Source organism: Streptomyces marianii, from assembly GCF_005795905.1.
Classification (GTDB): Bacteria; Actinomycetota; Actinomycetes; order Streptomycetales; family Streptomycetaceae; genus Streptomyces; species Streptomyces marianii.
The window spans coordinates 1,283,314-1,309,661 of the sequence record NZ_VAWE01000001.1 but is presented as its reverse complement, the minus strand read 5'-3'; the positions used below and the strand labels follow the sequence as shown (position 1 = coordinate 1,309,661).

The window sequence follows — 26,348 nt, the reverse complement described above, 5'->3', positions numbered from 1 at the left end:
ACAGTCAGAGCGGTGTACGGGATTCCCGATCACCCGGTGGGTGTGGACCATGGAGAGGGCGTGATCCGTACCGAGAGCAAGTGGAGCACATGAGCCGCCGCACCTCCCTCCGGGCGCCGTTCCGGCTGCCGGTCGATCCGTACGTGCTCACGCTGCTCGGCACCGTGCTCCTCGCGGCGCTGCTCCCCGCCTCCGGAACCGCGGCCACCGTCGCGGGCGGGGCCTCCACCGGGGCCGTCGCCCTGCTCTTCTTCCTCTACGGAGCCCGGCTGTCGGCCAGGGAGGCCCTGGAAGGGCTGCGGCACTGGCGGCTCCACGCGACGGTGCTGGCCGCCACCTTCGTCGTCTTCCCGCTGCTGGGCCTCGCCGCGGGTGGTCTCGTCCCCGCCGTGCTGACCCCGTCGCTCCACGACGGGCTGCTCTTCCTGTGCCTGGTGCCGTCGACGATCCAGTCCTCGATCGCCTTCACCTCGATGGCCCGGGGCAACGTCCCCGCGGCGATCTGTGCGGGGTCCTTCTCCAGCCTGGCCGGGATCGTGCTCACCCCGCTGCTGGCCGCCCTGCTGCTCGGCAGCGGTGCCGGCGGCCTCTCGGCGGACGGGCTGCTGAGGACCGTGCTCCAGCTGCTGGTGCCGTTCCTGGCGGGGCAGTTGCTGCGCCGCCGGATCGCGGGCTTCCTCGCGCGCCGGCGCCGGCTCCTGGGCATCGTCGACCGCGGCTCGATCCTGCTGGTCGTCTACACCGCGTTCAGCCAGGGCATGGTCTCCGGCATCCAGCACCAGGTCACCCCGGTGCGGCTGGGCGCGCTGCTGCTCGTCGAGGCGGTGCTCCTCGCGGTGATGCTCACACTCACCTGGTACGGGCCGAAGCGCCTCGGCTTCGGCCGCGCGGACCGGGTCGCCATCCAGTTCGCCGGCTCCGAGAAGAGCCTGGCCGCGGGGCTTCCGATGGCGAGCGTCCTCTTCGGCGCACAGGCGAGCCTGGCCGTGCTGCCGCTGATGCTGTTCCACCAGCTGCAGTTGATGGTCTGCGCGGTCATCGCCCGGCGGCGGGCGGCGGACCCGCGGCCGGCGGGGGCCGCGACCGGGTCCGGCCCGGCCCGGGTCTCCGCGCGCTGAGCCCCGTCCCGCGGGCAAGCACCCGGCCGGCGCGTGGGGCGCTCCCCGCGGGCCGGTTCCGTCACACCCCCGAGTGAAGGGCGATGCGTTCCTCGCCCGCGTACACGTTCATGTCCGGCCCTCGCAGGAAGCCGACCAGGGTCAGCCCGGTCTCCGTCGCCAGGTCGACGGCCAGCGAGGACGGCGCGGAGACCGCCGCGAGCACCGGAATCCCCGCCATGACCGCCTTCTGCGCCAGCTCGAACGACGCCCTGCCCGACACCAGCAGGATCACTCGCGACAACGGCAGCAGGTCCTCCCGCACCGCGCGGCCGATCAGCTTGTCCACGGCGTTGTGCCGGCCGACGTCCTCGCGGACGTCGAGCAGTTCGCCCTCCTCGGAGAAGAGCGCGGCGGCGTGCAGGCCCCCGGTCCGGTCGAAGACGCGTTGCGCCGCTCGCAGCCGGTCGGGGAGGACGGAAAGCAGTCCGGGCTCGATCCGGACGGGGGGAGTGTCGGCGACGGGGAACCGGGCGATGGTGCGCACCGCGTCGAGACTGGCCTTGCCGCACAGTCCGCACGAGGACGTGGTGTAGACGTTGCGTTCGAGCGTGATGTCGGGGACGGGGACGCCGGGCGCGAGCTGTACGTCGACGACGTTGTAGGTGTTGGTGCCGTCGTCCCCGGCGCCGGCGCAGTACACGATCGACCGCAGTTCCGAGGCGGAGCCGATCACGCCCTCGCTGACCAGGAAGCCGGCCGCGAGGGCGAAGTCGTCGCCCGGGGTGCGCATGGTGATCGCCAGCTGGCGGCCGTTCAGCCGGATCTCCAGTGGTTCCTCGGCGACGAGGGTGTCCGGCCGGGCGGTCACCGCCCCGTTCCTGATCCGGATGGTGCGGCGGCGCTCGGTGACCCGTCCCATGGTGATCAGTCCCGACTCTGTGCGATGGAGCGTGCGCGGTGCGCCGCGCGGCCTCGTGCGGGTGCGCGAGGCGTTCGGCGGCGATCTCATTGTCCATGCACGGTCGTCCGCGTCCGGCACGGGCGGTGGCAGCCGTGCCGGACGCATGCCGTCGCCTCGCCGAGGCGTGCGGCAGTGTGGACGGCGACATCCCTCGTCCGACGACAGGAGTCAGTGATGGCCGGGGAGATCTCGTTCTTCGAACTCGGCGTCGAGGACCCCACGAAGGCCCGCACCTTCTACGGCGGCCTCTTCGGCTGGACCTTCGAGGACGTGCCGGGCGGCACCGGCTTCGCGGTCACCACGCCCACCGTCCCCGGCGGGGTGCACGGGGCCGACGCCGAAGCCGTGCCGTACGTCTTCTTCAAGGTCGACGACCTGGCGTCGGCGCTCGAACGCATCGTCGAACTGGGTGGCACGGTCGAGGGCCCCGACGCCGAGGCGGAGGACAGCGTCACGCGGTTCGGCCGCTTCCGGTTCTGCCGCGACGACCAGGGCTCGCCCTTCGGGATCCACGAACCGCCCGGGCTCTGAGCCCGTGGCACGGGCTCCGCCCAGTCGGCCGCGGGGCGCCGCCGACTGGGCGGAGCCTCCAACCCGCGCGGGTGAATCCTGTCGGTTCGCCCGCCCCCCTACCCGCCGGTCGCTGACGAGACTGGATGGCTCCTGACCTCGACACAAAGGGGGTGCCCGGGCATGACCGGCACTCGTATCGCCGCGCTCGGGCACCACCGGCCCGCCCGGGTACTCACCAACGAGGACCTGGCGCGGACGGTCGACACCAGCGACGAATGGATCACCAGCAGGGTCGGCATCAGGACGCGCCACATCGCGGGCCCCGAAGAGCCGGTGGACGAACTCGCCGCCCATGCCGCCGCGAAGGCCCTCGCCGCCGCCGGGCTCGCTCCCGCCGACATCGACCTCGTCCTCGTCGCCACCTCGACCGCGACCGACCGCTCCCCGAACACCGCGGCCCGCGTCGCCGCCAGGCTCGGGATGGGTTCCCCGGCGGTCATGGACCTCAACGTCGTCTGCGCCGGGTTCACCCACGCCCTGGCCACCGCCGACCACGCGATCCGGGCCGGCTCCGCCGTCCGGGCCCTCGTCATCGGCGCCGACAAGATGTCCGCCGTCACCGACTGGACCGACCGCACCACCTGCGTCCTCGTCGGCGACGGGGCCGGCGCCGCGGTGGTGGAGGCCTGCGACGAGCGCGACGCGGGCATCGGTCCCGTGCTGTGGGGCTCGGTCCCGGAGATGGGGCACGCGGTGCGGATCGAGGGCACTCCGCCCCGCTTCGCGCAGGAGGGCCAGTCCGTCTACCGCTGGGCCACCACCCAGCTCCCACCGATCGCCCGCCGGGTCTGCGAACGGGCCTCGGTGGCGCCCGAGGACCTCGCCGCCGTCGTACTGCACCAGGCCAACCTGCGGATCATCGAGCCCGTCGCCGAGCGGATCGGCGCGGTGAACGCCGTCGTGGCCCGTGACGTCGTCGAGTCGGGCAACACCTCGGCCGCCTCGATCCCCATGGCCCTGGCCCGACTGCTCGAACGCGGCGACATCCCGTCGGGAGCGCCCGCGCTCCTCTTCGGGTTCGGCGGAAACCTGTCGTACGCGGGCCAGGTCGTCCGCTGCCCCTGAGAGACGCGTGCCCCTGAGAGACGCGCCCGGTGGACTGCGGACGACGGCCCATCGCCGTCCCGCAGCGCCGGGGGCCGAGGGGAGGCCGATGTCGCCCGCAGGACTGCCGCGGGGAGCCGTGCCCAGGCTGGAGTGGCCGGGCCCGCTGCGCGAGCGGGTGTACGAGGCAGTCGTGGATCGAGCACCGCGAACTGATCGCGGCCGTCTCGGCACGCGAAGAGCGCCGGGCGACCGAGGCCATGCGCGGCCACGCGGAACGCACCCGCCGTACCCGCCACGAGCGCGAGCCCCGAAGCCCGGAGATCTGTCCGCGAGGGTGAGGACCGGCGCCCGGCGCTCGATCCGCGGGGGAGCAGTCCGAGGCCGGCGGTCGGCCCACGCGCACGAGGCCGGATTCCACGCGTCCGCTCCGCCCGCGGCCTGAGGTGCGCGCCCCTGTGGCCCTGGCGCATCCTTTCTATGTGACCCGGTACGGCGCGGCCAGGCCCGGCGCGCGCACGGAGCGCGGGCCGCAGCGCGAGACGAGCAGCGGCGCGGTCCACCCCCTGGACGAGCTCGGACTGGTGCTCGCCGAGGCCGCGGTCCACTCGATCGGCGCGGTGGGGGGCCATGCCGGCGGTGTGTATCTGCGCAGCCGGACGCCCGGTCTGCTGCGCCTCGCCGTGGTGGTGGGACTCCCCGGGGACCTGATGCGCCCATGGTGGCGCATGCACGTGAACAGGCCCTTCCCCGTGGCCGAGTGCCACCGCCGCTCCCAACTCATCCACCTCGCCGACGGCGAAGAGGCCATGCGGCGTTTCCCGCAGCTCATGGCGGGTCTGCCGTTCCCGTTCAGCTCCCTCTACGCGCCGGTCAGAAGCGGCGACGAGCGCTTCGGCGTCCTGGTGGCCCTGGGCCCCGCCACCGCCGGGGAACCGGTCCCCGAGGCCGACAGGCGGCGCTTCGCCGACGCGGGGACCCGGCTGGGCGCCGCTCTCGGCGAACTCCACCACGACGGCACCCCCGTCCGCTGGGACGGTGAGCCCTTCGTCGTCCAGGCACCGGACTCCACGGCCCGTCCCGTGCGCATGGGTACGTTCGACTGGGACCTCGGCAGCGGAGCGCTCACCGCGGACGAGGAGCTCTGCGCGATCCTCGGAGTCGATCCCGCCGGCTTCACCGGCACCATCGGCGGGCTCACCGCCCACGTCACGCCGGAGGACGCCTACCAGCTGTGGGCGGTGGCCCGCGAGGCCGCCCAAACCGGCCGCCCCGTGGTGCGCCGGATCCGGATCTGCCGTGACGACGCCCCGCCGTCCCTGGTGGAACTGACCGGCCGCCCGGTCCAGGCGTCCCCCGGCATCGGCTCGCGCCGTGTCACCGGGTCCCTCATCGACCTCGGCACCGGAGTGGTCTCCGGAGAGGCCGGCGACCGGCTCCCGGACGGGCTGTTCTCCCTCGACCGCTCCTGCCGCATCACCTACGCCAACCACAGCGCCGAGGACCTCATCGGGATGCCCCGCGACCAGCTCGTCGGCCGGGTGCTGTGGGAGGCCGTGCCGTGGCTCGACCGCCCGGGCTACTGGGACCACTACCGGGCGGTGCTGCTCGCGAACACGCCCGTCCAGTTCCGCGCCGGCCGCGAGGAGGACGACTGGATCACCGTCTCCCTCTTCCCCGGCCGCGAAGGGGTGACCGGTACCGTCGCCGCCGCCGATCGCCCCGACTACACACCGGGTTCCGTCAGTTTCCCCGGCGCGGGCCTGGGTACCTTCGCCTCGCCCGCCGACCGCGCCAGCGCCCTGTACCGGCCGGTCGCCCTCGCGATCGCCCTCACCGAGGCCGTCACCGCGCGCCAGGTCTCGGCGGTCGTCACGGAGGAACTGCTCCCCGCGTTCGGCGGCCGGCAGCTGGCCATCTACGTCCTCCACGAGCGCCATCTCTACCTGGCCTGGGAGACCGGCTTCCCGGCCGGTTTCCTCGCGCCCTTCGACGGGGTCGGGCTCGACGCCCGCATCCCCGGTGTGGAAACCCTCACCACAGGCCGCCCCATCTTCTTCGAGTCCATGGACAAGCTGGCCGCGGCCTATCCCGGGCTCGCGATCGACGCCTCCGTCGGCGCACGTGCCTTCCTGCCGCTGATCGCCTCCGGCCGGCCCGTCGGTTCCTGCATCCTGGGATTCGACCACCCGCGCGGCTTCGCCCCCGAGGAACGCACCGTCCTCACCGCCCTCGCCGGACTGATCGCGCAGGCCCTCGAACGCGCCCAGCGCTACGACAGCGAGTCCGCGCTGGCCCGCGGACTCCAGGACGCCCTGCTGCCGCACCGGCTGCCCGTCATCAAGGACGTGGAGACCGTCGGCCGCTACCTCCCGGGTACGCAGGGCATGGACGTCGGCGGGGACTGGTACGACGTCATCGACACGGACCGCGGCCTCGCGCTCGTCATCGGCGACGTCCAGGGCCACGGCGTCCCCGCCGCCGCCATCATGGGCCAGCTGCGCAGCGCGGTACGGGCGTTCGCCCTCGCCGACCGGGAACCCGACGAGGTGATGAGCGGGACCAACCGGCTCCTCATCGACCTGGACCCGGCGCAGTTCGCCACGTGCTGCTACGTGCTCCTCGACCCGGCGACCGGGACCGCGCAGGCCGTTCGCGCCGGGCACCCCCAGCCGCTGCTGCGCGGGCCCGACGGTACGACCGAGGTGCTCGACCTGCCCGGCGGGCTCATCCTCGGCGTCGACGCGGAGGAGCACTACCCGGTCTCCGAACTCACCCTGGAGCCGGGGGCGGTGCTGGCCCTCTTCACCGACGGGCTGATCGAGGAGGCGGGCACCGACATCGACGCCGGGGTCGAGCGGCTGCGCGCCACCCTCAGCCGGGTCAGCCGGATCACGATCGCCGACACCGCCGACCGGCTGATCCGGGAGGCGCGCCAGGCCACGGACCGCCCGGACGACATCGCACTGCTGCTCACCGCCCGCTGGTCGCAGCGGGAGACGGACCGCACCCTCGGCGGCCCGGGACGGCCGTGACGGTGCTCATCCACAGCGTCCGGCCGAGGACCGTACACCCCGCTCCGCACAGAGCCGGGGGTCCGTCGGCAAGTCCGGCCACCGGTTCCCGGGGCCGCCACCCGCGACGGACCTCCGTCCCCGCGGCCCGAGCGGACCCGTGGCCGCGCGCCACAGGCGCCCACGGGGATCCGGCACCGCGGCGTGCGGGCGGCCGGAGGACGGGGCACGCTGGTCCTGGGGCTGCCGACCGCCCGGCCACCGCCGCGGGGAAGGGGAGCTGCGATGTTCGCCAGACTGAGCAGGTACGAGGGGTCGCCCGTGCCCCCCGGGGGCGACCTGTCCGCACACGCGGAAACGGTCGTCCAGCAGGTCCGGGGGCTTCCCGGTTTCCTCGGCGTGTACTGGTTCGTCGACCGGGCCACGGGGAAGTCCGTCTCGCTGACCCTGTGGGAGGACGAGGAGACCATGCTGGCCAGTGAGGAGAAGGCCGACCGCCTCCGCGTGGACACGGCCCGCAGGGAGGGCCAGCGGATCGTCTCCGTCGACCGCTACGAAGTCGGCTTCAGCCACCTCAAACCCTGACGGCGCCGCGCGGACCGCGCCCCGTTCGCCCATCCGTCCCGGGCTTTGTCCTGGGTGTGGAGAAAGGTGTGGTGGATTGCTGCCCAACTTCTTCCCCCCTGGGGAAAGCGCTGCTACTTTCCCCTCGAAAGCCCGACGAAACGGCTGACCGGGATCCCCCGTGCCGACGGCCAGGGGAGGGGAGGGGCGCGTGAGACGCATGACGGCTCGACCCGCCAACGCGCATCAGGCGCGACTGCTCAGGCTGTTGCGCGACGGCGGCCCCAACTCCCGCGCCCAGCTGGGCGACCGGGTCGAGCTCTCCCGCTCCAAGCTCGCCGTCGAGATCGACCGGCTGCTGGAGACCGGACTGGTCGTCGCCGACGGCCTCGCCGCCTCCCGGGGCGGCCGCCGCTCCCACAACATCCGTCTCGCCCCGAGTCTGCGCTTCCTCGGCGTCGACATCGGCGCCACCTCCGTCGACGTCGCCGTCACCAACGCCGAACTGGAGGTCCTCGGCCACCTCAACCAGCCGATGGACGTCCGCGAGGGCCCGGTCGCCGTCTTCGAGCAGGTCCTCGCGATGGCCGCCAAACTGAAGGTCTCCGGCCTCGCCGAAGGCTTCGACGGCGCCGGCATCGGCGTACCCGGACCGGTCCGCTACCCCGAAGGCGTCCCCGTCGCACCGCCGATCATGCCGGGCTGGGACGGCTTCCCGGTCCGAGAGGCCCTCAGCCAGGAACTCGGCTGCCCCGTCATGGTCGACAACGACGTGAACCTGATGGCCATGGGGGAGCAGCACGCCGGCGTCGCCCGCTCAGTCGGCGACTTCCTCTGCATCAAGATCGGCACCGGCATCGGCTGCGGCATCGTCGTCGGCGGCGAGGTCCACCGCGGCACCACAGGCAGCGCCGGCGACATCGGCCACATCCGGGTCGAGGCCGGCGGACGGGCCTGCGCCTGCGGCAACAGGGGCTGTCTGGAAGCCCACTTCAGCGGCGCGGCACTCGCCCGCGACGCCGAGGAGGCGGCCCGCACCGGACAGTCGCCCGAACTCGCCGCGCGGCTGGAGACCGCGAGCCGCCTCACTGCCGCCGACGTCGCCGCCGCGGCCGCCGCGGGCGACCCCACCGCACTCGACCTGATCCGCGAGGGCGGCAACCGCCTCGGCCAGGTCATCGCCGGGCTCGTCAGCTTCTTCAACCCCGGGCTGGTCGTGATCGGCGGCGGTGTCACCGGTCTCGGCCACACCCTGCTCGCCAGCGTCCGCACCCAGGTCTACCGGCAGTCCCTGCCGCTGGCCACCGGAAACCTCCCCATCGTGCTGGGCGAACTGGGCCCCACCGCCGGAGTGATCGGCGCGGCCCGGCTCATCAGCGACCACCTGTTCTCCCCGGCCTGATCCGCCCGGACCGGTCGGTCCCGCAAGGCACCACGGCACCACGCACCTGGTTCCACCCTGCCCGCTCACCGGCCGCACCCGCCGAGGGGACACGCCATGGCACCAGAACCACCCGCACCGCCCGCACCTCAGGACCCGTCCGTACCGCCGCTGCTCACGATGTCCGGCATCACCAAGTCGTTCCCCGGCGTCCGCGCCCTCGACGGCGTCGACCTCGACGTCCAGGCCGGCGAGGTCCACTGCCTCCTCGGCCAGAACGGCGCCGGCAAGTCCACCCTCATCAAGGTCCTCGCCGGAGCCCACCAGCCAGACGACGGACGGATCACCTGGCGCGGCGAACCCGTCGCGCTCAAGTCGCCCATCGCCGCCATGCGCCTCGGCATCGCCACCATCTACCAGGAACTCGACCTGGTGGAGGGCCTGTCGGTCGCCGAGAACGTCTTCCTCGGCCATGAACCCACCGCCGCCGGGTTCGTCGTCCGTGGCCGCGAGGCCCGCCGCGCCGCCACCGCGCTGCTGCGCCGCCTCGGCCACCCCGAGATCGATCCCGGCCGCCGCGTCGGCAGCCTCTCCGCCGCCCAGCGGCAGATCGTCTCCATGGCCCGCGCCCTCTCCCACGACGTACGCCTCATCGTCATGGACGAACCCTCCGCGGCCCTCGACCCCGACGAGACCGGCAACCTCTTCCGCATCGTCGCCGACCTCACCGCCGACGGTGTCGCCGTCGTCCACATCTCCCACCGCCTGGAGGAGATACGCCGCATCGGCGACCGGGTCACCGTCCTCAAGGACGGCCGCGCCGTCGCCGGGGGACTGCCCGCCAAGGACACCCCCACGCGCGACATCGTTGCCATGATGACCGGCCGTAACGTCGCGTACGCCTTCCCCGGCCGCCCCGCGGCCCCGCCCCGGGCGGACCCCGTGCTCCGCGTCGAAGGCCTCAGCCGCGACGGCGAGTTCGCACCCGTCGACCTCGAACTGCGCCCGGGGGAGATCCTCGGCCTCGCGGGACTCGTCGGTTCCGGACGCTCCGAGATCCTGGAGACCGTCTACGGGGCCCGCAAGCCCACCACCGGCCGCGTCACCGTCGGCGGCCGCCCCCTCAAACCCGGCAGCGTACGCTCCGCCGTACGCGCCGGCCTCGGCCTCGCCCCCGAGGAACGCAAGGCCCAGGGCCTGCTGATGCTCGAGTCCGTCACCCGCAACGTGTCGGTGTCCTCCCTCTCCCGCTTCTCCCGGGGCGGCTGGCTCGACCGCGGCGCCGAACGCCGCGACGCCCGGCGGGCCACCCGGGAGCTGTCGCTGCGGCCCGACAACCCCGACGCCCGGATCCGCACCCTGTCCGGCGGCAACCAGCAGAAGGCCGTCCTCGCCCGCTGGCTGCTGCGCGGCTGCCGCGTCCTGCTCCTCGACGAACCCACCCGCGGCGTCGACGTCGGCGCCCGCGCCGAGCTCTACGCCGTCATCCGCGGGCTCGCCGACGAGGGACTCGCCGTCCTCCTCGTCTCCAGCGAGATCCCCGAAGTGCTGGGCCTCGCCGACCGGGTGCTGGTGCTCCGGGAAGGCCGCGTCGTCCACACGGCGCCCGCCGGGGAGCTGGACGAGTACCGCGTACTCGACCTCGTCATGGAAGGGAGCCCGAGCTCATGACGCAGCCCGCCTCCGAGGCCCCGCCGCCGCCCGCGGTCACGCCCCCGGCCGCCAAGAGCGCCCGGCCCGCTCTGGGGCTGCGCGCCGACGTCCGCAACCTCTCGCTCCTCGGCGTCCTCGCCGTGCTCGTCGCGGTCGGCGGCATCACCAGGCCCGACACCTTCCTGGACACCTCCAACCTCCAACTGGTGCTCACCCAGGCGTCCGTCATCGGCGTCGTCACCGTGGGCATGACCTTCGTCATCACCAGCGGCGGCATCGACCTGTCCGTCGGCGCGATCGTCGCCCTCGCGTCCGTGTGGGCGACCACCCTCGCCACCCAGGAGTACGGCTTCGCGGGCGTCCTGTTCACGGCGATCGTCGTCGGCGTCGCCTGCGGACTGGTCAACGGCCTGCTCATCGCCTACGGCGGGATGGTGCCGTTCATCGCGACCCTCGCCATGCTCGCCTCGGCCCGCGGTCTCGCCCTGCAGATCACCGACGGCAGGACGCAGATCGTGACCGTCCAGCCGGTGCTGGACCTCGGCGTCCCCGACTCCTACCTCCTCGGCCTCCCGCCGCTGGTACTGGTCTTCGCCGCCGTCACCGTCCTCGGCTGGCTGCTGCTCAACCGGACGACCTTCGGACGGCGCACCGTCGCCGTCGGCGGCAACGCCGAGGCGGCCCGGCTCGCCGGCATCGACGTACGCCGCCAGCGGCTCCACCTCTACCTGCTGTCCGGACTGTGCTGCGGCATCGCGGCCTTCCTGCTGGTCGTCCTCTCCGGATCCGGCCAGAACACCAACGGCAACCTCTACGAACTCGACGCCATCGCCGCGGCGATCATCGGCGGCACCCTGCTCAGCGGTGGCCGCGGCACCATCGTCGGCTCCGTCCTCGGCGTCCTCGTGTTCACCACCATCACCAACATCTTCGCCCTCAACAACCTGGAGAGCGCCGTCCAGCAGATCGCCAAGGGAGCGATCATCGTGGCCGCCGTCCTGGTCCAGCGCGGCACCCTGCGCGACGGCGAGGCGTGACACCGCGCCGCTGACCTCCCCACTCCCGCCCCACCTCCGCCCGGCACCTCCCGGCCCACCCGCACGCCCGATCCCAGAGGGGTTGAACCGCCATGCCTGAAATCCCCGCCACCAGCCGCAGAGGACTGCTCTTCGGCACCGCCGCCGTCTCCGCGGGCGCCCTCCTCACCGCCTGCACCAGCAACGAGCCGAAGAACGCCGGCACGGCCACCGGCAACGCCCCCGCCGCCGACGCCACGCCCGGCGCGCCGGTCACCATCGGTTTCGCCGGCCCGCAGGCCGACCACGGCTGGCTCGCGGCCATCAACGCCAACGCCAGGCAGCGCGCCGGGAAGTACGCGGACGTCACCCTGGAGATCACCGAGGGCTCCAACGACACCGCCGCCCAGATCGGCCAGATCCAGACCCTCATCAACAAGAAGGTCGACGTCCTGGTGATCCTGCCGGCCGACGGCAAGGCCCTCACCCAGGTCGGACTGCAGGCCATGAAGGCCGGCATCCCCGTCGTCAACCTGGACCGCGTCTTCGCCTCACCACAGGCCTACCGCTGCTGGATCGGCGGCGACAACTACGGCATGGGCCTCAACGCGGGCCGCTTCATCGGCGAACAGCTCAAGGACAAGCCCGACGCCAAGGTCGTCGAGCTCGCCGGGATGGACAACCTGGAACTCACCAAGCAGCGCACCCAGGGCTTCGACGACGCCCTCAGGAACTACCCCAACATCCGCAAGGTCGCCCGCCAGGCCGCCGAGTTCACCGTCGAGTCAGGCCAGGCCAAGATGGCCCAGCTGCTCCAGGCGCAGAAGCAGTTCGACGCGCTGTGGAACCACGACGACGACCAGGGCGTGGGCGCCCTGCGGGCCGTCCAGCAGGCAGGCCGGGACGACTTCCTGATGGTCGGCGGCGCCGGCGCCAAGTCCGCCATGGACGCCATCAAGGCCGGCAACGGCGTGCTGAAGGCGACCGTCCTCTACCCGCCGACGATGGCCGCCTCCGCCATCGACCTCGCCCGCGCCCTCGGCCAGGGCATGGGCGTCGGCGGCATGGCCGAACTGGAGATCCCCGCCTCCGTCACCCTCTACTCGGCCGTCGTCACCAAGGACAACGTCGACCAGTACCTGCCCACGGGCTTCAACTGACGTTCCGCCGCCCCCACCGAGCAACCGACGAGGAGGAACCCGTATGGCCGGCAAGGTACAGAGGGACAGCGACGGCGAGGCCGCACCGCCGGCACTCGGCGTCGGCATGGTCGGATACGCGTTCATGGGCGCCGCCCACTCACAGGGCTGGCGCACCGCGGGGCGCGTCTTCGACCTGCCGCTGCGGCCGGTCCTCGCCGCGATCGGAGGCCGTGACGCGGTCGCCGTCCGGGCCGCCGCCGCCAAGCACGGCTGGGCGGCGGCGGAGACCGACTGGCGGGCCCTGGTGACCCGGGACGACGTGCAGTTGGTCGACGTCTGCACCCCGGGTGACAGCCATGCGGAGATCGCCGTCGCCGCCCTGGCGGCGGGCAAGCACGTCCTGTGCGAGAAGCCGCTGGCCAACTCGGTCGCCGAGGCCGAGACGATGGTGGCCGCCGCCGAAGCGGCCGCCGCGCGCGGCCAGGTGGCCATGGTCGGCTTCAACTACCGGCGGGTGCCCGCCGTCGCGTACGCCCGCCGGCTGATCGCCGACGACCGGCTCGGCGCGCTCCGTCATGTGCGGGTCACGTACCTCCAGGACTGGCTCGTCGACCCCGACTTCCCGCTGACCTGGCGGCTGGAGCGCGAGCACGCGGGCTCCGGGGCGCTCGGCGACCTCGGCGCGCACGCCGTGGACCTCGCGCAGTACCTGGCGGGCGAGCCTCTGGTCGGGGTGTCCGCGCTCACCGAGACCTTCGTCCGTGAACGGCCGCTGCTCGCCGCTGCCTCCACGGGACCGTCCGCCACCGGCGCCGACCGGCGCGGCCCGGTCACCGTCGACGACGCCGCCCTGTTCACCGGGCGGCTCGCCTCCGGGGCGCTGGCCTCCTTCGAGGCGACCCGGATGGCCGCCGGCCGCAAGAACGCGCTGCGGCTGGAGATCAACGGCGAACGCGGCTCCCTCGCCTTCGACCTCGAGCGCCTCAACGAACTGTCCTTCCACGACCACACCGAACCCGCCGCGTCGGCCGGCTTCCGACGGATCCTCGTCACCGAACCCGGTCACCCCTACCTGGAGGCGTGGTGGCCGCCCGGCCACGCCCTCGGCTACGAGCACACCTTCGTGCACCAGGCGCGCGACGTCGTGCACGCCGTCGCCGCCGGGAACACCGCACCGGCACCGTCGTTCGCCGACGGACTCCGGGTGCAGCGGGTGCTCGCCGCCGTGGAGGAGAGCGCCGCGAGGAACGCCGTCTACACCCCCGTCCCGGCGTCCGCCGTCTGACGCCCCGCCCAGCCCGCACACCGGCGGGGAGCCCGGGGGGTGCTCCCCGCCGGTGTGCCCGGTCCGCGGACCGCCGGTCCGCGGGTCGCCGTCCGAGGAGGTCCTCGCCGTGCCCCGTCCCTTCACCCTGTTCACCGGCCAGTGGGCCGACCTGCCCCTGGAGGAGGTCTGCCGGCTCGCCCGCGACTTCGGCTATGAGGGTCTCGAACTCGCCTGCTGGGGAGCCCACTTCGAGGTCGACAAGGCCCTCGCCGATCCCTCGTACCTGGACGGGCGGCGGGCGCTGCTCGACAAGTACGGGCTGAAGTGCTGGGCGATCTCCAACCACCTCGTCGGCCAGGCCGTCTGCGACGACCCGATCGACGAGCGGCACCAGGCGATCGTGCCCGCCCGGATCTGGGGCGACGGCGAGCCCGAAGGGGTCCGGCGCCGTGCGGCCCGCGAACTGCAGGACACCGCACGGGCCGCGGCCGCCTTCGGCGTCCGCACCGTCGTCGGCTTCACCGGCTCGTCGATCTGGCATCTGGTCGCCATGTTCCCCCCGGTGCCCGAGCGGATGGTCGAACGCGGCTACGAGGACTTCGCCGCACGCTGGAACCCGATCCTCGACGTCTTCGACGCCGAAGGGGTGCGCTTCGCCCACGAGGTCCATCCGAGCGAGATCGCCTACGACTACTGGACCACGCACCGCGCGCTGGAGGCCGTGGCCCGACGTCCGGCGTTCGGGCTGAACTTCGACCCCAGCCACTTCGTCTGGCAGGACCTCGACCCGGTCGGCTTTCTCTACGACTTCCGCGACCGGATCTACCACGTGGACTGCAAGGAGGCCCGCACCCGCCTCGACGGCCGCAACGGCCGCCTCGGCTCCCACCTCCCCTGGGGCGACCCGCGGCGCGGCTGGGACTTCGTGTCCGCCGGCCACGGCGACGTGCCCTGGGAGGACGTGTTCCGGATGCTCCGCTCCATCGGCTACGAAGGGCCGGTGTCCGTCGAGTGGGAGGACGCCGGAATGGACCGGCTGACGGGCGCGCCGGAAGCGCTTGCCAGCTTGAAGCGGTACGACTTCGACCCGCCGTCGGCGTCCTTCGATGCGGCCTTCGGAGGTAGCGACTAGCTCGTTAGCGCAGGTCGGAGCCCGGTGGCGGCATCCGCCACCGGGCGGTCCGGCCTGCCCGGCAACGGCTTTGTCCTGATGCGGGAAGAAGTTCAACTTCCCTGTCACGCAAGGGCTTACGGTGCTGGACGAACACCGCTACCGTCCCTGAGGTGTACAGGACACAGTCCTGAGGTGCGGCCCGCATCCCGAACGAGTGACACGACCAGCGTGACGGCGCACGCCGGTCCCCGGACCTTCCGCACGGCAGCACCACCCGCCCGTCCGACCGTTCATTCCGGAGGACACACGTGCACACACAACGGCCCGGAGCGCGACGAACCCGTGTCAGAAAGGGCCTCGCGCTCCTCACCGGCGGCCTGCTCGCCGCGACCTCCCTCACCCTCGCCGCCCCCGTCGGCGCCCTCGCGCCCGCGAACGCCGCGGCACCCGCCGCGGCCGAGGAGTTCCAGCAGGTGACCCTTGCCAAGGGCGAACCCGAGGTCGGCGAGCCCATGTCGCTCGCCGTACTACCCGACCGCGGCGTCCTGCACACCTCCCGCGACGGCGAGCTGCGCATGACCGACGCCGCCGGCAGCACCCGCGTCATCGGCACCGTCCCCGTCTACGCGCACGACGAGGAAGGCCTCCAGGGCGTCGGCGTAGACCCGGGCTTCGCCCGGAACCGGGCGATCTACCTCTACTACGCGCCCCCGCTGGACACCCCCGCCGGCGACGCCCCCGACGAGGGCACCGCCGCCGACTTCGCCGCGTACGAAGGCGTCAACCGGCTCTCCCGCTTCGTACTCAAGGTCGACGGCACGCTCGACAACGCCAGCGAGAAGAAGGTCATCGACATCCCCGCCACCCGCGGCATCTGCTGCCACGTCGGCGGTGACATCGACTTCGACGCCCAGGGCAACCTGTACCTGTCGACCGGCGACGACTCCAACCCGTTCGCCTCCGACGGCTACACCCCCATCGACGAACGCCCCGACCGCAACCCGGCCTACGACGCCCGCCGCACCTCCGGCAACACCAACGACCTCCGCGGAAAGATCCTCCGCATCAAGGTCGCCGACGACGGCACCTACACCGTCCCCGACGGCAACCTCTTCGCCCCGGGCACCGCCAGGACCCGGCCCGAGATCTACGCGATGGGTTTCCGCAACCCGTTCCGCTTCAGCGTCGACAGGAGGACCGGCGTCGCCTACGTCGGCGAGTACGGGCCCGACGCCGGAGCCGCCGACCCCGGGCGCGGACCGGCCGGACAGGTCGAGTTCGCCCGCATCACCGAACCCGGCAACTTCGGCTGGCCGTTCTGCACCGGCGACAACGACCCCTACGTCGACTACGACTTCGCCACCAAGGCGTCCGGCGCGACGTACGACTGCGCCGCCCCCAGGAACGACTCGCCGCACAACACCGGCCTGGTCGATCTCCCGCCCGCCGAACCCGCATGGATCCCCTACGACGGCGGCTCGGTCCCCGAGTTCGGCACCGGCTCCGAATCCCCCATGGGCGGACCCGTCTACCACTACGACCCGGACCTCGACTCCCCGGTGAAGTTCCCCGAGGCCTACGACGGCGACTTCTTCGCCGGCGAGTTCGGGCGGCGCTGGATCAAGCGCATCGAGCACGGCGCCGACGGCGCCGTCCGGTCCATCAGCCCCGTCCCCTGGACCGGGACGCAGATCATGGACATGAGCTTCGGCCCGGACGGCGCGCTCTACGTCCTGGACTACGGCACCGCCTGGTTCGGCGGCGACGAGCACTCCGCCCTCTACCGCATCGAGAACGCCACGGGCGGCCGCTCACCCGTCGCCGAGGCCACCGCCGGCCAGACCTCCGGCAAGGCCCCCCTCCGCGTCGCGTTCTCCTCGGCCGGCACCACCGACGCCGATGGCGACCCCCTCACGTACAGCTGGGACTTCGGCGACGGCGGCACCTCCACCGCCACCGACCCCACCCACACCTATCGCAAGAACGGCACCTACACCGCCACCGTCACCGCCAAGGATCCCACCGGGCGCACCGGTTCCGCCGGCGTCCAGGTCGTCGTCGGCAACACCGTACCCAAGGTCACTCTCGAGGTCCCCGCGGAGGGAGCCCTGTTCGGCTTCGGCGACGAGATCCCCTTCGAGGTGAACGTCACCGACCCGGAGGACGGCACCGTCGACTGCGGCAAGGTCAAGGTCACCTACATCCTCGGCCACGACAGCCACGGCCATCCCGTGACCTCCGCCAACGGCTGTACCGGCTCCATCAAGACCTCCGCCGACGGCGGACACGACCCCAACGCCAACATCTTCGGCGTCCTCGACGCCGAGTACACCGACGGCGGAGGCGGCGGCCAGGCCGCCCTCACCGGCCACGACCAGGCACAGCTCCAGCCCCGCCACCGCCAGGCCGAGCACTTCACCGCCCAGTGGGGCATCAGCGTCATCGACAAGGCTCCCGCCAACGGCGGCAGGACCGTCGGCGACGTCCACGACGGCGACTGGATCTCCTTCAAGCCCTACAACCTCACCGGCACCACTAAGCTCACCGCCCGTGTCTCCTCCGGCGGCGCCGGCGGCTTCCTCGAGGTCCGCACCGGCTCCGCAGGCGGTACCCTCCTCGGCTCAGCCCCCGTACCGGTCACCGGCGGCTGGGAGACCTTCCAGGACATCGACGTGGCGCTGCGCGCCGTACCCGGGAAGACCACCGAACTGTTCCTCGTCTTCAAGGGCGGAGCCGGAGCCCTCTACGACGTCGACGACTTCGAACTCTCCAGCAGCCCCGTCGACCGCACCGCCGAACGCGTCCTCGTCTTCTCCAGGACCGCCGGCTTCCGCCACGACTCCATCCCGTCCGGCATCGCCGCACTGAAGGAACTCGGCACCGCCGACAACATCACCGTCGACGCCACCGAGGATGCCGGCCAGTTCACCACCGCCAACCTCGCCCGCTACGACGCCGTCGTGTTCCTCTCCACCACCGGCGACGTCCTGGACGCCGACCAGCAGAAGGCCTTCGAAAACTACATCGCCACCGGCGGCGGCTACATGGGCGTCCACGCTGCCGCCGACACCGAGTACGACTGGACGTTCTACGGCGGGCTCGTCGGCGCCCGCTTCCACTCCCACCCGCAGATCCAGAAGGCCACCGTCCGCGTCGAGGACCACGACCACCCGGCCACCTCCCACCTCGACGAGGCATGGGAACGCACCGACGAGTGGTACAACTACCGCACCAACCCGCGCGGCCGGGCCCGCATCCTCGCCACCCTGGACGAGACCACCTACCAGGGCGGCAACATGAAGGGCGACCACCCGATCGCCTGGTGCCAGACCTACCGGGGCGGCCGCGCCTTCTACACCGGCGGCGGACACACCGAGGAGTCCTACGCCGAGCCCGCCTTCCGGCAGCATCTCCTCGGCGGACTGCGCTACGCCTCCGGCCAGGCCGACGCCGACTGCAAGCCCGCCACCGGCTACCGCGACCTGTTCAACGGCCACACCCTCGAAGGCTGGAAGCAGGCCGGACCCGGCACGTTCGGCGTCGTCGACGGCGAACTGCGCACCGTGGACGGCATGGGCATGCTCTGGTACCAGGCCAAGGAGCTGAAGTCCTACTCCCTCAAGCTCGACTGGAAACTCGACGGCGACGACAACTCCGGGGTCTTCGTCGGCTTCCCCGCCTCCGACGACCCCTGGTCGGCCGTGAACAACGGCTACGAGATCCAGATCGACGCCACCGACGCCCCCGACCGCACCACCGGGGCCGTCTACGGGTTCAGGTCGGCCGACCTCAGGGCCCGCGACCGGGTGTTGCGGCCCCCCGGCCAGTGGAACAGCTACGAGATCAAGGTCCAGGGTGAACGGCTCCCGGTCTTCCTCAACGGAGCGAAGATCAACGACTTCACCAACACCGACCCGGCACGCAGCCTGAGGGACGGCCACATCGGCATCCAGAACCACGGAGCCGACGACCAGGTGTCCTTCCGCAACATCCGGCTCAAGGAACTGCCCTCGTCGTCGTAGGGCGGCACCTGCCGGACCCACAAGCCGGCGGCGGGCGGGGAGACGCCGTACCCCCGCCCGCCGCCCCGCCACAGCACGCAGGGAGGCAGCCCGTGACGAACACCGACGAACGCCGCACCGGGGTCTGGTTGGTCGGAGCCCGCGGCTCCGTCGCCACCACAGCGATCACCGGATGCGCGGCCGTGACCGCCGGACTCCACCCGGCCACCGGCATGGTGACGGAAACGCCGCCGTTCGCCGCGGCTGGTCTGCCATCGTTGTCATCCCTCGTCTTCGGCGGCCACGACACCACCGCCTGCCCCCTGCCCAAACGCGCCGAGCAGCTCGCCGGCGGCGGCGTCCTGCCCCACGGACTGCCCGTCGCCCTGCGGGCCGAACTCACCGCCGCCGACGAGGAGATCCGTACCGGCGGTCCCCTCCCCGGCGACACCCGCACCGACGCCGAACTCGTCACCGCCTTCGCCGCCGACATCACCGCCTTCGTCCGGCGCCACGACCTCGACCGCGCCGTCGTCGTCAACGTCGCCTCCACCGAACCGGCCCCCGCGCCCGGCTCCGCACGCCTGCCCGCCAGCTCCCTCTACGCCGCCGCAGCCATCCAGGCCGGAAGCCCCTACGTCAACTTCACCCCCTCCACCGGGCTGCGCACCGGGCCCCTCGAGGACGCCGCCCGCAGCGCCGGACTTCCCCACGCCGGCCGCGACGGCAAGACCGGCCAGACGCTCCTCCGCTCCGTGCTCGCCCCCATGTTCGTCCAGCGAGCCCTGACCGTACGGGCATGGTCGGGCACCAACCTGCTCGGCGGCGGCGACGGAGCGGCCCTCGCCGATCCCGCGGCCGCCGCCGCGAAGAACGCGGGCAAGGAACGCGTCCTCACCGACACCCTCGGCGCCATCCCCGAGGGCGAGGTCCACATCGACGACGTCTCCGCCCTCGGCGACTGGAAGACCGCCTGGGACCACATCGCCTTCGACGGCTTCCTCGGCACCCGCATGGTCCTCCAGACCACCTGGCAGGGCTGCGACTCCGCACTCGCCGCCCCGCTCGTCCTCGACCTCGCCCGCCTCGCCGCCCGCGCCCACGAAGCCGGCCTCTCCGGACCCCTCCCTCAACTCGCCTTCTACTTCAAGGACCCCGACCCCACCGCCCCCTCGGCCCTCGCCGACCAGTACGCGACCCTCCTCGCCTTCGCCGACCGCCTCGGAACCACCCGATGACGCCTCGCCGCTCCCCGGCCGTCCCCCCGGCACCGGGAGCCACCGGTGGTCCGCGTACCGGTTCGTCGTCCGTCGACGGCTCGCACTCCGGTGGTCCGCGTACCGGTTCGTCGTCCGTCGACGGCTCGCACTCCGGCTCAACGCCCGCCGACCGCCCGCACACCGACGGTCCGCACACCGCGCCTGCCGGGCGGCTCGCCGCCTGGGCCGAACTGCTGCGCGTGTCCGCCCTCTTCACCGTCCCCGGCGACGCTCTCGCCGGCGCCGCGGCCACCGGCGCGCGCCCCGGGCGCCGCACTCTACTCGCCATCGCCACCTCCCTCTGCCTCTACGAAGCGGGCATGGCTCTCAACGACTGGAGCGACCGGGACGAGGACGCCGTCGACCGCCCCCACCGGCCCATCCCGTCGGGCCGCATCAGCCCCGCCGCCGCCCTGACCGCCGCAGGCGCCCTGACCGCCGCCGGACTCGTGCTCGCCGCCCGCGCGGGCCGTGCCCCGTTCACCGTCGCCACCACCCTCGCCACCACGGTCTGGGCCTACGACCTGCGTCTCAAGCACACGACCGCCGGCCCCGCCGCCATGGCCTCCGCCCGCGCCCTGGACCTCCTTCTCGGCGCGGCGGCCGGCCGCCCCGGCAGCACCCCCGCCCTGCGCGCCGCACTCCCGCACGCCGGACTCCTCGCGGCCCACACGTACGCCGTCACCACCGTGTCCCGCCACGAGACCCGGGGAGGCTCCACCACCGCGCCCCTCGCCGCACTCGCGACCACCCTCACCATCACGGCCACCACCGTCCGACACACGCCGCACACGGCCGCCGCCCGTGGCCGGCCCCCCGCAGGGCGGCTGCCCGTCGCACTCGCCGGCCTCGTCTACGGCCGAACCACCCTCGCCACGCTCCTCCACGCCGCCCTCAACCCGTCCCCGGCCCTCACCCAGCGCGCCGTCGGCGCCGGCATCCGCGCCATGATCCCGCTGCAGGCCGCCCTGACCGCCCGCGCCGGAGCACCCGCCGCCGGACTCGCCCTCCTCGGTCTCGGCCCCCTCGCCCGCCGACTCGCCCGGAAGGTGAGCCCCACATGAGCCTGCGCCTCGGCTACGGAACCAACGGCCTCACCGACCTGCGCCTCGACGACGCCCTCGTCCTCCTCGCCGACCTCGGGTACGACGGCGTCGGCCTCACCCTCGACCACATGCACCTCGACCCCCTCGCCCCCGACCTCGGCGCACGCACCCGCCGCCTCGCCCGCCGCCTCGCCGATCTCGGGCTCGAGGTCACCGTCGAGACCGGCGCCCGCTACGTACTCGACCCGCGCCACAAACACGGACCGTCCCTCCTCGACCCGGACATCGGCGCCCGCACCGCCCGCGTCGGCCTCCTCCTCCGGGCCGTGCAGGTCGCCGCCGACCTCGGCGCCCACGCCGTGCACTGCTTCAGCGGCACCACACCCCGCGGCACTTCGCCCGACACCGCGTGGCGACGCCTGGTAACCGCCCTCACCCCCGTACTGGAGGCCGCAGCCGGCGTCCGCGTCCCCCTCGCGATCGAACCCGAACCCGGCCACCTCCTCGCCACCCTGGCCGACTTCCACCACCTCCGTGCCCGCCTCGGCGACCCCGAACCCCTCGGCCTCACCCTCGACATCGGCCACTGCCAGTGCCTGGAACCCGCCCCGCCCGCCGACTGCGTCGCACAGGCCGCACCCTGGCTGCGGCACGTGCAGATCGAGGACATGCGCCGCGGCGTCCACGAACACCTCCCCTTCGGGGACGGCGAGATCGACTTCCCTCCCGTCCTGGACGCACTCGCCGCCACCGGCTACCGGGGACTGGCCGTCGTCGAACTGCCCCGCCACTCCCACGCGGGGCCTGAACTCGCCCGCCGATCCATCGAGTTCCTCCGCCCCCGCATTCCCACCGAAGGAGCGCCGACATGGCGATCGTGACCCTCGAGGAACTCGACACCCGCCTCGACGGCGCCGCCCGGGCCTGGCTCCACGCAGCCCTCGCCGAAGCCGCCCGGTCCGCGGCCGCCTCCCAGGACCCCACCACTCCCCACGCCGTTCCCGCATGGGAGACCCGCTTCGCCTCCGCCGGCCGCCGCTGCGGAAGCGAACACGCCGACTCCGTCCGCACCCACCTCCTCCACGCGGCCCGCGCCGACGCCACCACCCTCACCCGCCTCTACCAGCAGGGCACCGCCGCCGAACGCCGCGCGGTCCTCCTCGCCCTCCACCACCTCGCCCCCGACCCTGCCGACGGCATCCCCCTCGTCGAGGACGCACTGCGCACCCACGACACGCGCCTCGTCGCCGCCGCCGTCGGCCCCTACGCGTCCCGCCACCTCCCCCCGCACTCCTGGCGCCACGCCCTCCTCAAGTGCCTCTTCACCGGGGTGCCCGTCGACACCGCCGACGGCCTCGCGCTCCGCGCCCACGGCGACACCGAACTCGCCCGCATGCTCACCGACTACGCGGCCGAACGCACCGCCGCCGGCCGGCCCGTCCCCGCCGACCTCGATCGCGTCCTCGCCCTGACGTCCCCCACGGAGGAGTCCTGATGCGCATCTTCGACCCGCACATCCACATGACCTCCCGCACCACGGACGACTACCGGGCCATGTACGACGCCGGTGTCCGCGCCCTCGTCGAACCGTCCTTCTGGCTCGGCCAGCCCCGCACCTCACCCGCCTCCTTCTTCGACTACTTCGACTCCCTCCTCGGCTGGGAACCCTTCCGTGCCGCCCAGTACGGCATCGCCCACCACTGCACCATCGCCCTCAACCCCAAGGAGGCCAACGACTCCCGCTGCCGCCCGGTCCTCGACGCACTTCCCCGCTACCTCGAAAAGGACAACGTCGTCGCCGTCGGCGAGATCGGCTACGACTCCATGACCCCCGAGGAGGACACCGCCCTCGCCGCCCAGCTCCAGCTCGCCGCAGACCACGGACTGCCCGCCCTCGTCCACACCCCCCACCGCGACAAACTCGCCGGCCTGCACCGCACCATCGACGCCGTCCGCGAATCCGCCCTCGCCCCCGAACGGATCCTGCTCGACCACCTCAACGAGACCACCGTCGCGGCCGCCGCCGACAGCGGCTGCTGGCTCGGCTTCTCCATCTACCCCGACACCAAGATGGACGAGGACCGCATGGTCGCCGTCCTCAGGGACCACGGCACCGAACGCGTCCTCGTCAACTCCGCAGCCGACTGGGGCAGAAGCGACCCCCTCAAGACCCGGAAGACCGCCGACGCGATGCTCGCCGCCGGATTCACCGAGGACGACGTCGACCGGGTGCTCTGGCGCAACCCCGTCGCCTTCTACGGCCAGAGCGGCCGCCTCCAGCTCGACGTGCCCCCGCCCCAGGCCCTGCACGAGGGCAACTCCATCCTCCGCGGCGGGGAATGAGGAGGCGGCCCCCATGCGCTTCCGCCACCCCGACGGCACCACCGTCCACCTCTCCTACTGCACCAACGTCCACCCCGCCGAAACCCTCGACGGCGTCCTCGCCCAGCTCCGGGACCACTGCGAGCCCGTCCGCAGACGCCTCGGACGCGACCGGCTCGGCATCGGACTGTGGCTGGCCCACGACGCCGCCCGCGCCCTCACCACCGACCCCGCGGCGCTGCGCGGCCTTCGCGCCGAACTCGACCGGCGCGGGCTGGAGGTCGTCACCCTCAACGGTTTCCCCTACCGGGGCTTCGGCACCGGCGAGGTCAAACACCGCGTCTACCGGCCCGACTGGGCCGAACCCGAACGCCTCACCCACACCACCGACCTCGCCCGTCTCCTCGCCACACTCCTCCCCGACGACGTCACCGAAGGATCCGTCTCCACGCTCCCGCTCGCCTGGCGCACCCGCTGGGACGACCACACCGCCACCACGGCACACACCGCACTCACCACCCTCGCCGGACGCCTCGACGCCATCGAGGAACTCACCGGCAAGTCCATTCGCATCGCCCTCGAACCCGAACCCGGCTGCATCGTCGAAACCACCGCCGACGCCATCGGCCCCCTCACCGACATCGCCCACCCCCGCATCGGCATCTGCGTCGACACCTGCCACCTCGCCACCTCCTTCGAACAACCCGGCCCCGCCCTCGACGCCCTCGCCAAAGCCGGCGTCCCCATCCCCAAAGCCCAGCTCTCCGCCGCCCTCCACGCCCAACACCCCCACCTTCCCGAGGTACGCGAAGCGCTCGCCGTGTTCGCCGAACCCCGCTTCCTCCACCAGACCCGCACCCTTCCCCGAGCTCTTCGAGCAGGCGAGAGGCCTTTCGCCGCCGGACTCCGCGGCACCGACGACCTCCCGGAAGCCCTCGCGGCCGACGCCCTCCCCGACGCCGCACCCTGGCGAGCCCACTTCCACGTCCCCCTCCACGCGCCCCCCGCCCCGCCGCTCACCTCCACCCTGCCCGTGCTCCGCGACGCCCTCGCCCGGCTCGTCGGCGGCCCCACCCCGCTCACCCGCCACCTCGAGGTCGAGACCTACACCTGGCAGGCCCTACCCGACGCACTGAGGCCCCGCAGCCGCGCCCAGCTCGCCGACGGCATCGCCGCCGAACTCACCCTCGCCCGCGACCTGCTCACCGACCTCGGCCTCAAGGAACTCCCATGAGTGACACCACTCCCGACAACACCACCCGCCCCACCCCGCTCCTCGTCCTCGACGTCGTCGGCCTCACCCCACGCCTCCTCGACCACATGCCCCACCTGAAACGCCTCGCCGGCACCGGCTCCCACGCCCCTCTCGGCACCGTCATGCCCGCCGTCACCTGCACCGCCCAGTCCACGTTCCTCACGGGAACCCTCCCCGCCGAACACGGAATCGTCGGCAACGGCTGGTACTTCCGCGAACTCGGCGACATCCTCCTCTGGCGCCAGCACAACGGCCTCGTCGCAGGCGACAAACTCTGGGACGCCGCCCGCCGCGCCCACCCCGGCTATACCGTCGCCAACATCTGCTGGTGGTACGCCATGGGCGCCGACACCGACATCACCGTCACCCCCCGCCCCGTCTACTACGCCGACGGCCGCAAGGAACCCGACTGCTACACCCGGCCTCCCGGCCTCCACGACGAACTCACCGACCGGCTCGGCACCTTCCCCCTCTTCCACTTCTGGGGACCCGGCGCCGACATCGTCTCCAGCCGCTGGATCATCGACGCCACCCGCCACATCCTCCGCACCCGCACCCCCGACCTCACCCTCTGCTACCTCCCCCACCTCGACTACGACCTCCAGCGCCACGGCCCCGACGACCCCCGCTCCCACCGGGCCGCCACCGACCTCGACACGGCCATGGCACCCCTCCTCGACGACGCACACGCCGAGGGCCGCACCGTCGTCGCCCTCTCCGAATACGGCATCACCTCCGTCACCCGGCCCGTCGACATCAACCGCGAACTGCGCCGCGCCGGACTCCTCGAAGTCCACATCCAGGACGGCATGGAGTACCTCGACCCCACGGTCTCCCGCGCGTTCGCCGTCGCCGACCACCAGATCGCCCACGTCTACGTACGCCGCCCCGAAGACCTCGACGCCACCCGCGAAGCCCTCCAGGGCCTCAGCGGCGTCGCCGAACTCCTCGATGACGAGGGCAAGAAGAGCCATGGCCTCGACCACCCGCGCTCAGGGGAACTCGTCGCCGTCGCCGACCCCGACGCCTGGTTCACCTACTACTACTGGCTCGACGACGCACACGCCCCCGACTTCGCCCAGCTCGTCGAGATCCACCGCAAACCCGGCTACGACCCCGTCGAACTGTTCATGGATCCCCAGGACCCCTACGTCCGCGTCAAAGCCGCCACAGCCCTCGCCCGCAAGAAGCTCGGCATGCGCTACCGCATGGCCGTCGTCCCCCTGGACCCCACCCCTATTCGCGGGAGCCACGGCCGCCTCCCCACGAGCGGCGACACCGACAACGGTCCGCTCATCCTGTGCTCCACCCCCCGCGCCCTGACCGGCCGCGTCGCGGCCACCGACGTGAAATCCCTGCTGCTCTCACTCGCAGGACTTCACTGAACCACACCCCACTGAACCCTTTTCATCCTGAATGGCTGCAGGTCAGCAGCGTGTGGATGGCTTGGACGATGGTGCCGATGCGGCGGGTGGAGCATCTGGCTCGCCGGAGCAGGCGCCAGGACTGGGACCGCTCCACCGCATCCCCACCGCACCGGCTGCGGGTCCGCTCCGGCACGGCGGGCCCGCGGGCGACCCGGCGGATGCGGCAGCAGCGCCAACGACCACTACGGGCAGCGGGACTTCGTGTGAGT

Annotated in this window: 20 protein-coding genes and 2 pseudogenes; 20 read left to right on the top strand and 2 right to left on the bottom strand. The window is 72.8% G+C overall.

All coding sequences use genetic code 11. The annotated features are described in order from the left end of the window. Nucleotides 1-89 precede the first annotated feature (89 nt). The gene (locus FEF34_RS05935; protein WP_138052175.1) at nucleotides 90-1,118 is read left to right on the top strand and encodes a bile acid:sodium symporter family protein; all 1,029 of its coding nucleotides are present in this window, start codon (nucleotides 90-92) and stop codon (nucleotides 1,116-1,118) included. 61 nt (nucleotides 1,119-1,179) lie between these two features. Here FEF34_RS05935 and fdhD read toward each other — a convergent pair whose 3' ends face one another. Continuing rightward, a complete protein-coding gene (fdhD, locus tag FEF34_RS05930) occupies nucleotides 1,180-2,019 on the bottom strand; it encodes a formate dehydrogenase accessory sulfurtransferase FdhD (protein WP_138052174.1) in 840 nt (279 codons plus the stop codon). Nucleotides 2,020-2,235: 216 nt separating this feature from the next. On the opposite strand from fdhD, the gene FEF34_RS05925 reads away from it, so the two are divergent. From FEF34_RS05925 to FEF34_RS05835, 19 genes and pseudogenes are all read left to right on the top strand, one after another. Continuing rightward, nucleotides 2,236-2,592 carry a VOC family protein gene (locus tag FEF34_RS05925; protein WP_138052173.1) on the top strand — a complete coding sequence of 119 codons (357 nt, stop codon included), beginning with the start codon at nucleotides 2,236-2,238 and terminating at the stop codon, nucleotides 2,590-2,592. Between the two features lie 162 nt (nucleotides 2,593-2,754). Continuing rightward, the gene (locus FEF34_RS05920; RefSeq protein ID WP_138052172.1) at nucleotides 2,755-3,699 is read left to right on the top strand and encodes a beta-ketoacyl-ACP synthase III; all 945 of its coding nucleotides are present in this window, start codon (nucleotides 2,755-2,757) and stop codon (nucleotides 3,697-3,699) included. An 88-nt stretch (nucleotides 3,700-3,787) separates the two neighbouring features. Then, nucleotides 3,788-3,872, top strand: a pseudogene (locus FEF34_RS44170) (GntR family transcriptional regulator); the annotation flags it as partial. A 252-nt stretch (nucleotides 3,873-4,124) separates the two neighbouring features. Beyond that, nucleotides 4,125-6,713 carry a SpoIIE family protein phosphatase gene (locus FEF34_RS05910; protein WP_138052171.1) on the top strand — a complete coding sequence of 863 codons (2,589 nt, stop codon included), beginning with the start codon at nucleotides 4,125-4,127 and terminating at the stop codon, nucleotides 6,711-6,713. A gap of 264 nt (nucleotides 6,714-6,977) precedes the next feature. Next, nucleotides 6,978-7,277 carry a hypothetical protein gene (locus FEF34_RS05905; protein ID WP_138052170.1) on the top strand — a complete coding sequence of 100 codons (300 nt, stop codon included), beginning with the start codon at nucleotides 6,978-6,980 and terminating at the stop codon, nucleotides 7,275-7,277. A gap of 199 nt (nucleotides 7,278-7,476) precedes the next feature. Continuing rightward, entirely contained in the window at nucleotides 7,477-8,658 is a 1,182-nt protein-coding gene (locus FEF34_RS05900) for an ROK family transcriptional regulator (RefSeq protein WP_138052169.1), read from the top strand. 159 nt (nucleotides 8,659-8,817) lie between these two features. Further along, nucleotides 8,818-10,308 carry a sugar ABC transporter ATP-binding protein gene (locus FEF34_RS05895; protein ID WP_138057308.1) on the top strand — a complete coding sequence of 497 codons (1,491 nt, stop codon included), beginning with the start codon at nucleotides 8,818-8,820 and terminating at the stop codon, nucleotides 10,306-10,308. After that, nucleotides 10,305-11,327 carry an ABC transporter permease gene (locus tag FEF34_RS05890; protein ID WP_138052168.1) on the top strand — a complete coding sequence of 341 codons (1,023 nt, stop codon included), beginning with the start codon at nucleotides 10,305-10,307 and terminating at the stop codon, nucleotides 11,325-11,327. Before FEF34_RS05895 ends, FEF34_RS05890 begins: the two co-directional genes overlap by 4 nt. A gap of 92 nt (nucleotides 11,328-11,419) precedes the next feature. Then, nucleotides 11,420-12,466, top strand: a complete 1,047-nt coding sequence (locus FEF34_RS05885) for a substrate-binding domain-containing protein (RefSeq protein WP_138052167.1) — start codon at nucleotides 11,420-11,422, stop codon at nucleotides 12,464-12,466. 43 nt (nucleotides 12,467-12,509) lie between these two features. Next, entirely contained in the window at nucleotides 12,510-13,733 is a 1,224-nt protein-coding gene (locus tag FEF34_RS05880) for a Gfo/Idh/MocA family protein (RefSeq protein ID WP_138052166.1), read from the top strand. Between the two features lie 109 nt (nucleotides 13,734-13,842). Next, nucleotides 13,843-14,847 carry a sugar phosphate isomerase/epimerase family protein gene (locus FEF34_RS05875; RefSeq protein WP_138052165.1) on the top strand — a complete coding sequence of 335 codons (1,005 nt, stop codon included), beginning with the start codon at nucleotides 13,843-13,845 and terminating at the stop codon, nucleotides 14,845-14,847. A gap of 290 nt (nucleotides 14,848-15,137) precedes the next feature. Next, nucleotides 15,138-18,851, top strand: a complete 3,714-nt coding sequence (locus FEF34_RS05870) for a ThuA domain-containing protein (RefSeq protein ID WP_138052164.1) — start codon at nucleotides 15,138-15,140, stop codon at nucleotides 18,849-18,851. A gap of 92 nt (nucleotides 18,852-18,943) precedes the next feature. Next, a complete protein-coding gene (locus FEF34_RS05865; protein WP_138052163.1) occupies nucleotides 18,944-20,068 on the top strand; it encodes an inositol-3-phosphate synthase in 1,125 nt (374 codons plus the stop codon). Further along, a complete protein-coding gene (locus FEF34_RS05860; RefSeq protein ID WP_138052162.1) occupies nucleotides 20,065-21,153 on the top strand; it encodes an SCO3242 family prenyltransferase in 1,089 nt (362 codons plus the stop codon). Before FEF34_RS05865 ends, FEF34_RS05860 begins: the two co-directional genes overlap by 4 nt. Next, nucleotides 21,150-22,016: a sugar phosphate isomerase/epimerase family protein gene (locus FEF34_RS05855; protein ID WP_138052161.1), complete on the top strand. Its 867-nt coding sequence runs from the start codon at nucleotides 21,150-21,152 to the stop codon at nucleotides 22,014-22,016. The genes FEF34_RS05860 and FEF34_RS05855 overlap by 4 nt, the downstream gene beginning before the upstream one ends. Next, nucleotides 22,004-22,630 carry an EboA domain-containing protein gene (locus FEF34_RS05850; RefSeq protein WP_138052160.1) on the top strand — a complete coding sequence of 209 codons (627 nt, stop codon included), beginning with the start codon at nucleotides 22,004-22,006 and terminating at the stop codon, nucleotides 22,628-22,630. Before FEF34_RS05855 ends, FEF34_RS05850 begins: the two co-directional genes overlap by 13 nt. Beyond that, nucleotides 22,630-23,478: a TatD family hydrolase gene (locus tag FEF34_RS05845; RefSeq protein ID WP_138052159.1), complete on the top strand. Its 849-nt coding sequence runs from the start codon at nucleotides 22,630-22,632 to the stop codon at nucleotides 23,476-23,478. Before FEF34_RS05850 ends, FEF34_RS05845 begins: the two co-directional genes overlap by 1 nt. A gap of 13 nt (nucleotides 23,479-23,491) precedes the next feature. Then, the gene (gene eboE, locus FEF34_RS05840) at nucleotides 23,492-24,691 is read left to right on the top strand and encodes a metabolite traffic protein EboE (protein WP_138052158.1); all 1,200 of its coding nucleotides are present in this window, start codon (nucleotides 23,492-23,494) and stop codon (nucleotides 24,689-24,691) included. Beyond that, nucleotides 24,688-26,097 (top strand): nucleotide pyrophosphatase/phosphodiesterase family protein, encoded by a 1,410-nt coding sequence (locus FEF34_RS05835; RefSeq protein WP_138052157.1) that lies wholly within the window; start codon nucleotides 24,688-24,690, stop codon nucleotides 26,095-26,097. The genes eboE and FEF34_RS05835 overlap by 4 nt, the downstream gene beginning before the upstream one ends. Nucleotides 26,098-26,119: 22 nt before the next feature. Here FEF34_RS05835 and FEF34_RS05830 read toward each other — a convergent pair. Continuing rightward, nucleotides 26,120-26,221, bottom strand: a pseudogene (locus FEF34_RS05830) (IS5/IS1182 family transposase); the annotation flags it as partial. Between the last annotated feature and the right edge of the window lie 127 nt (nucleotides 26,222-26,348).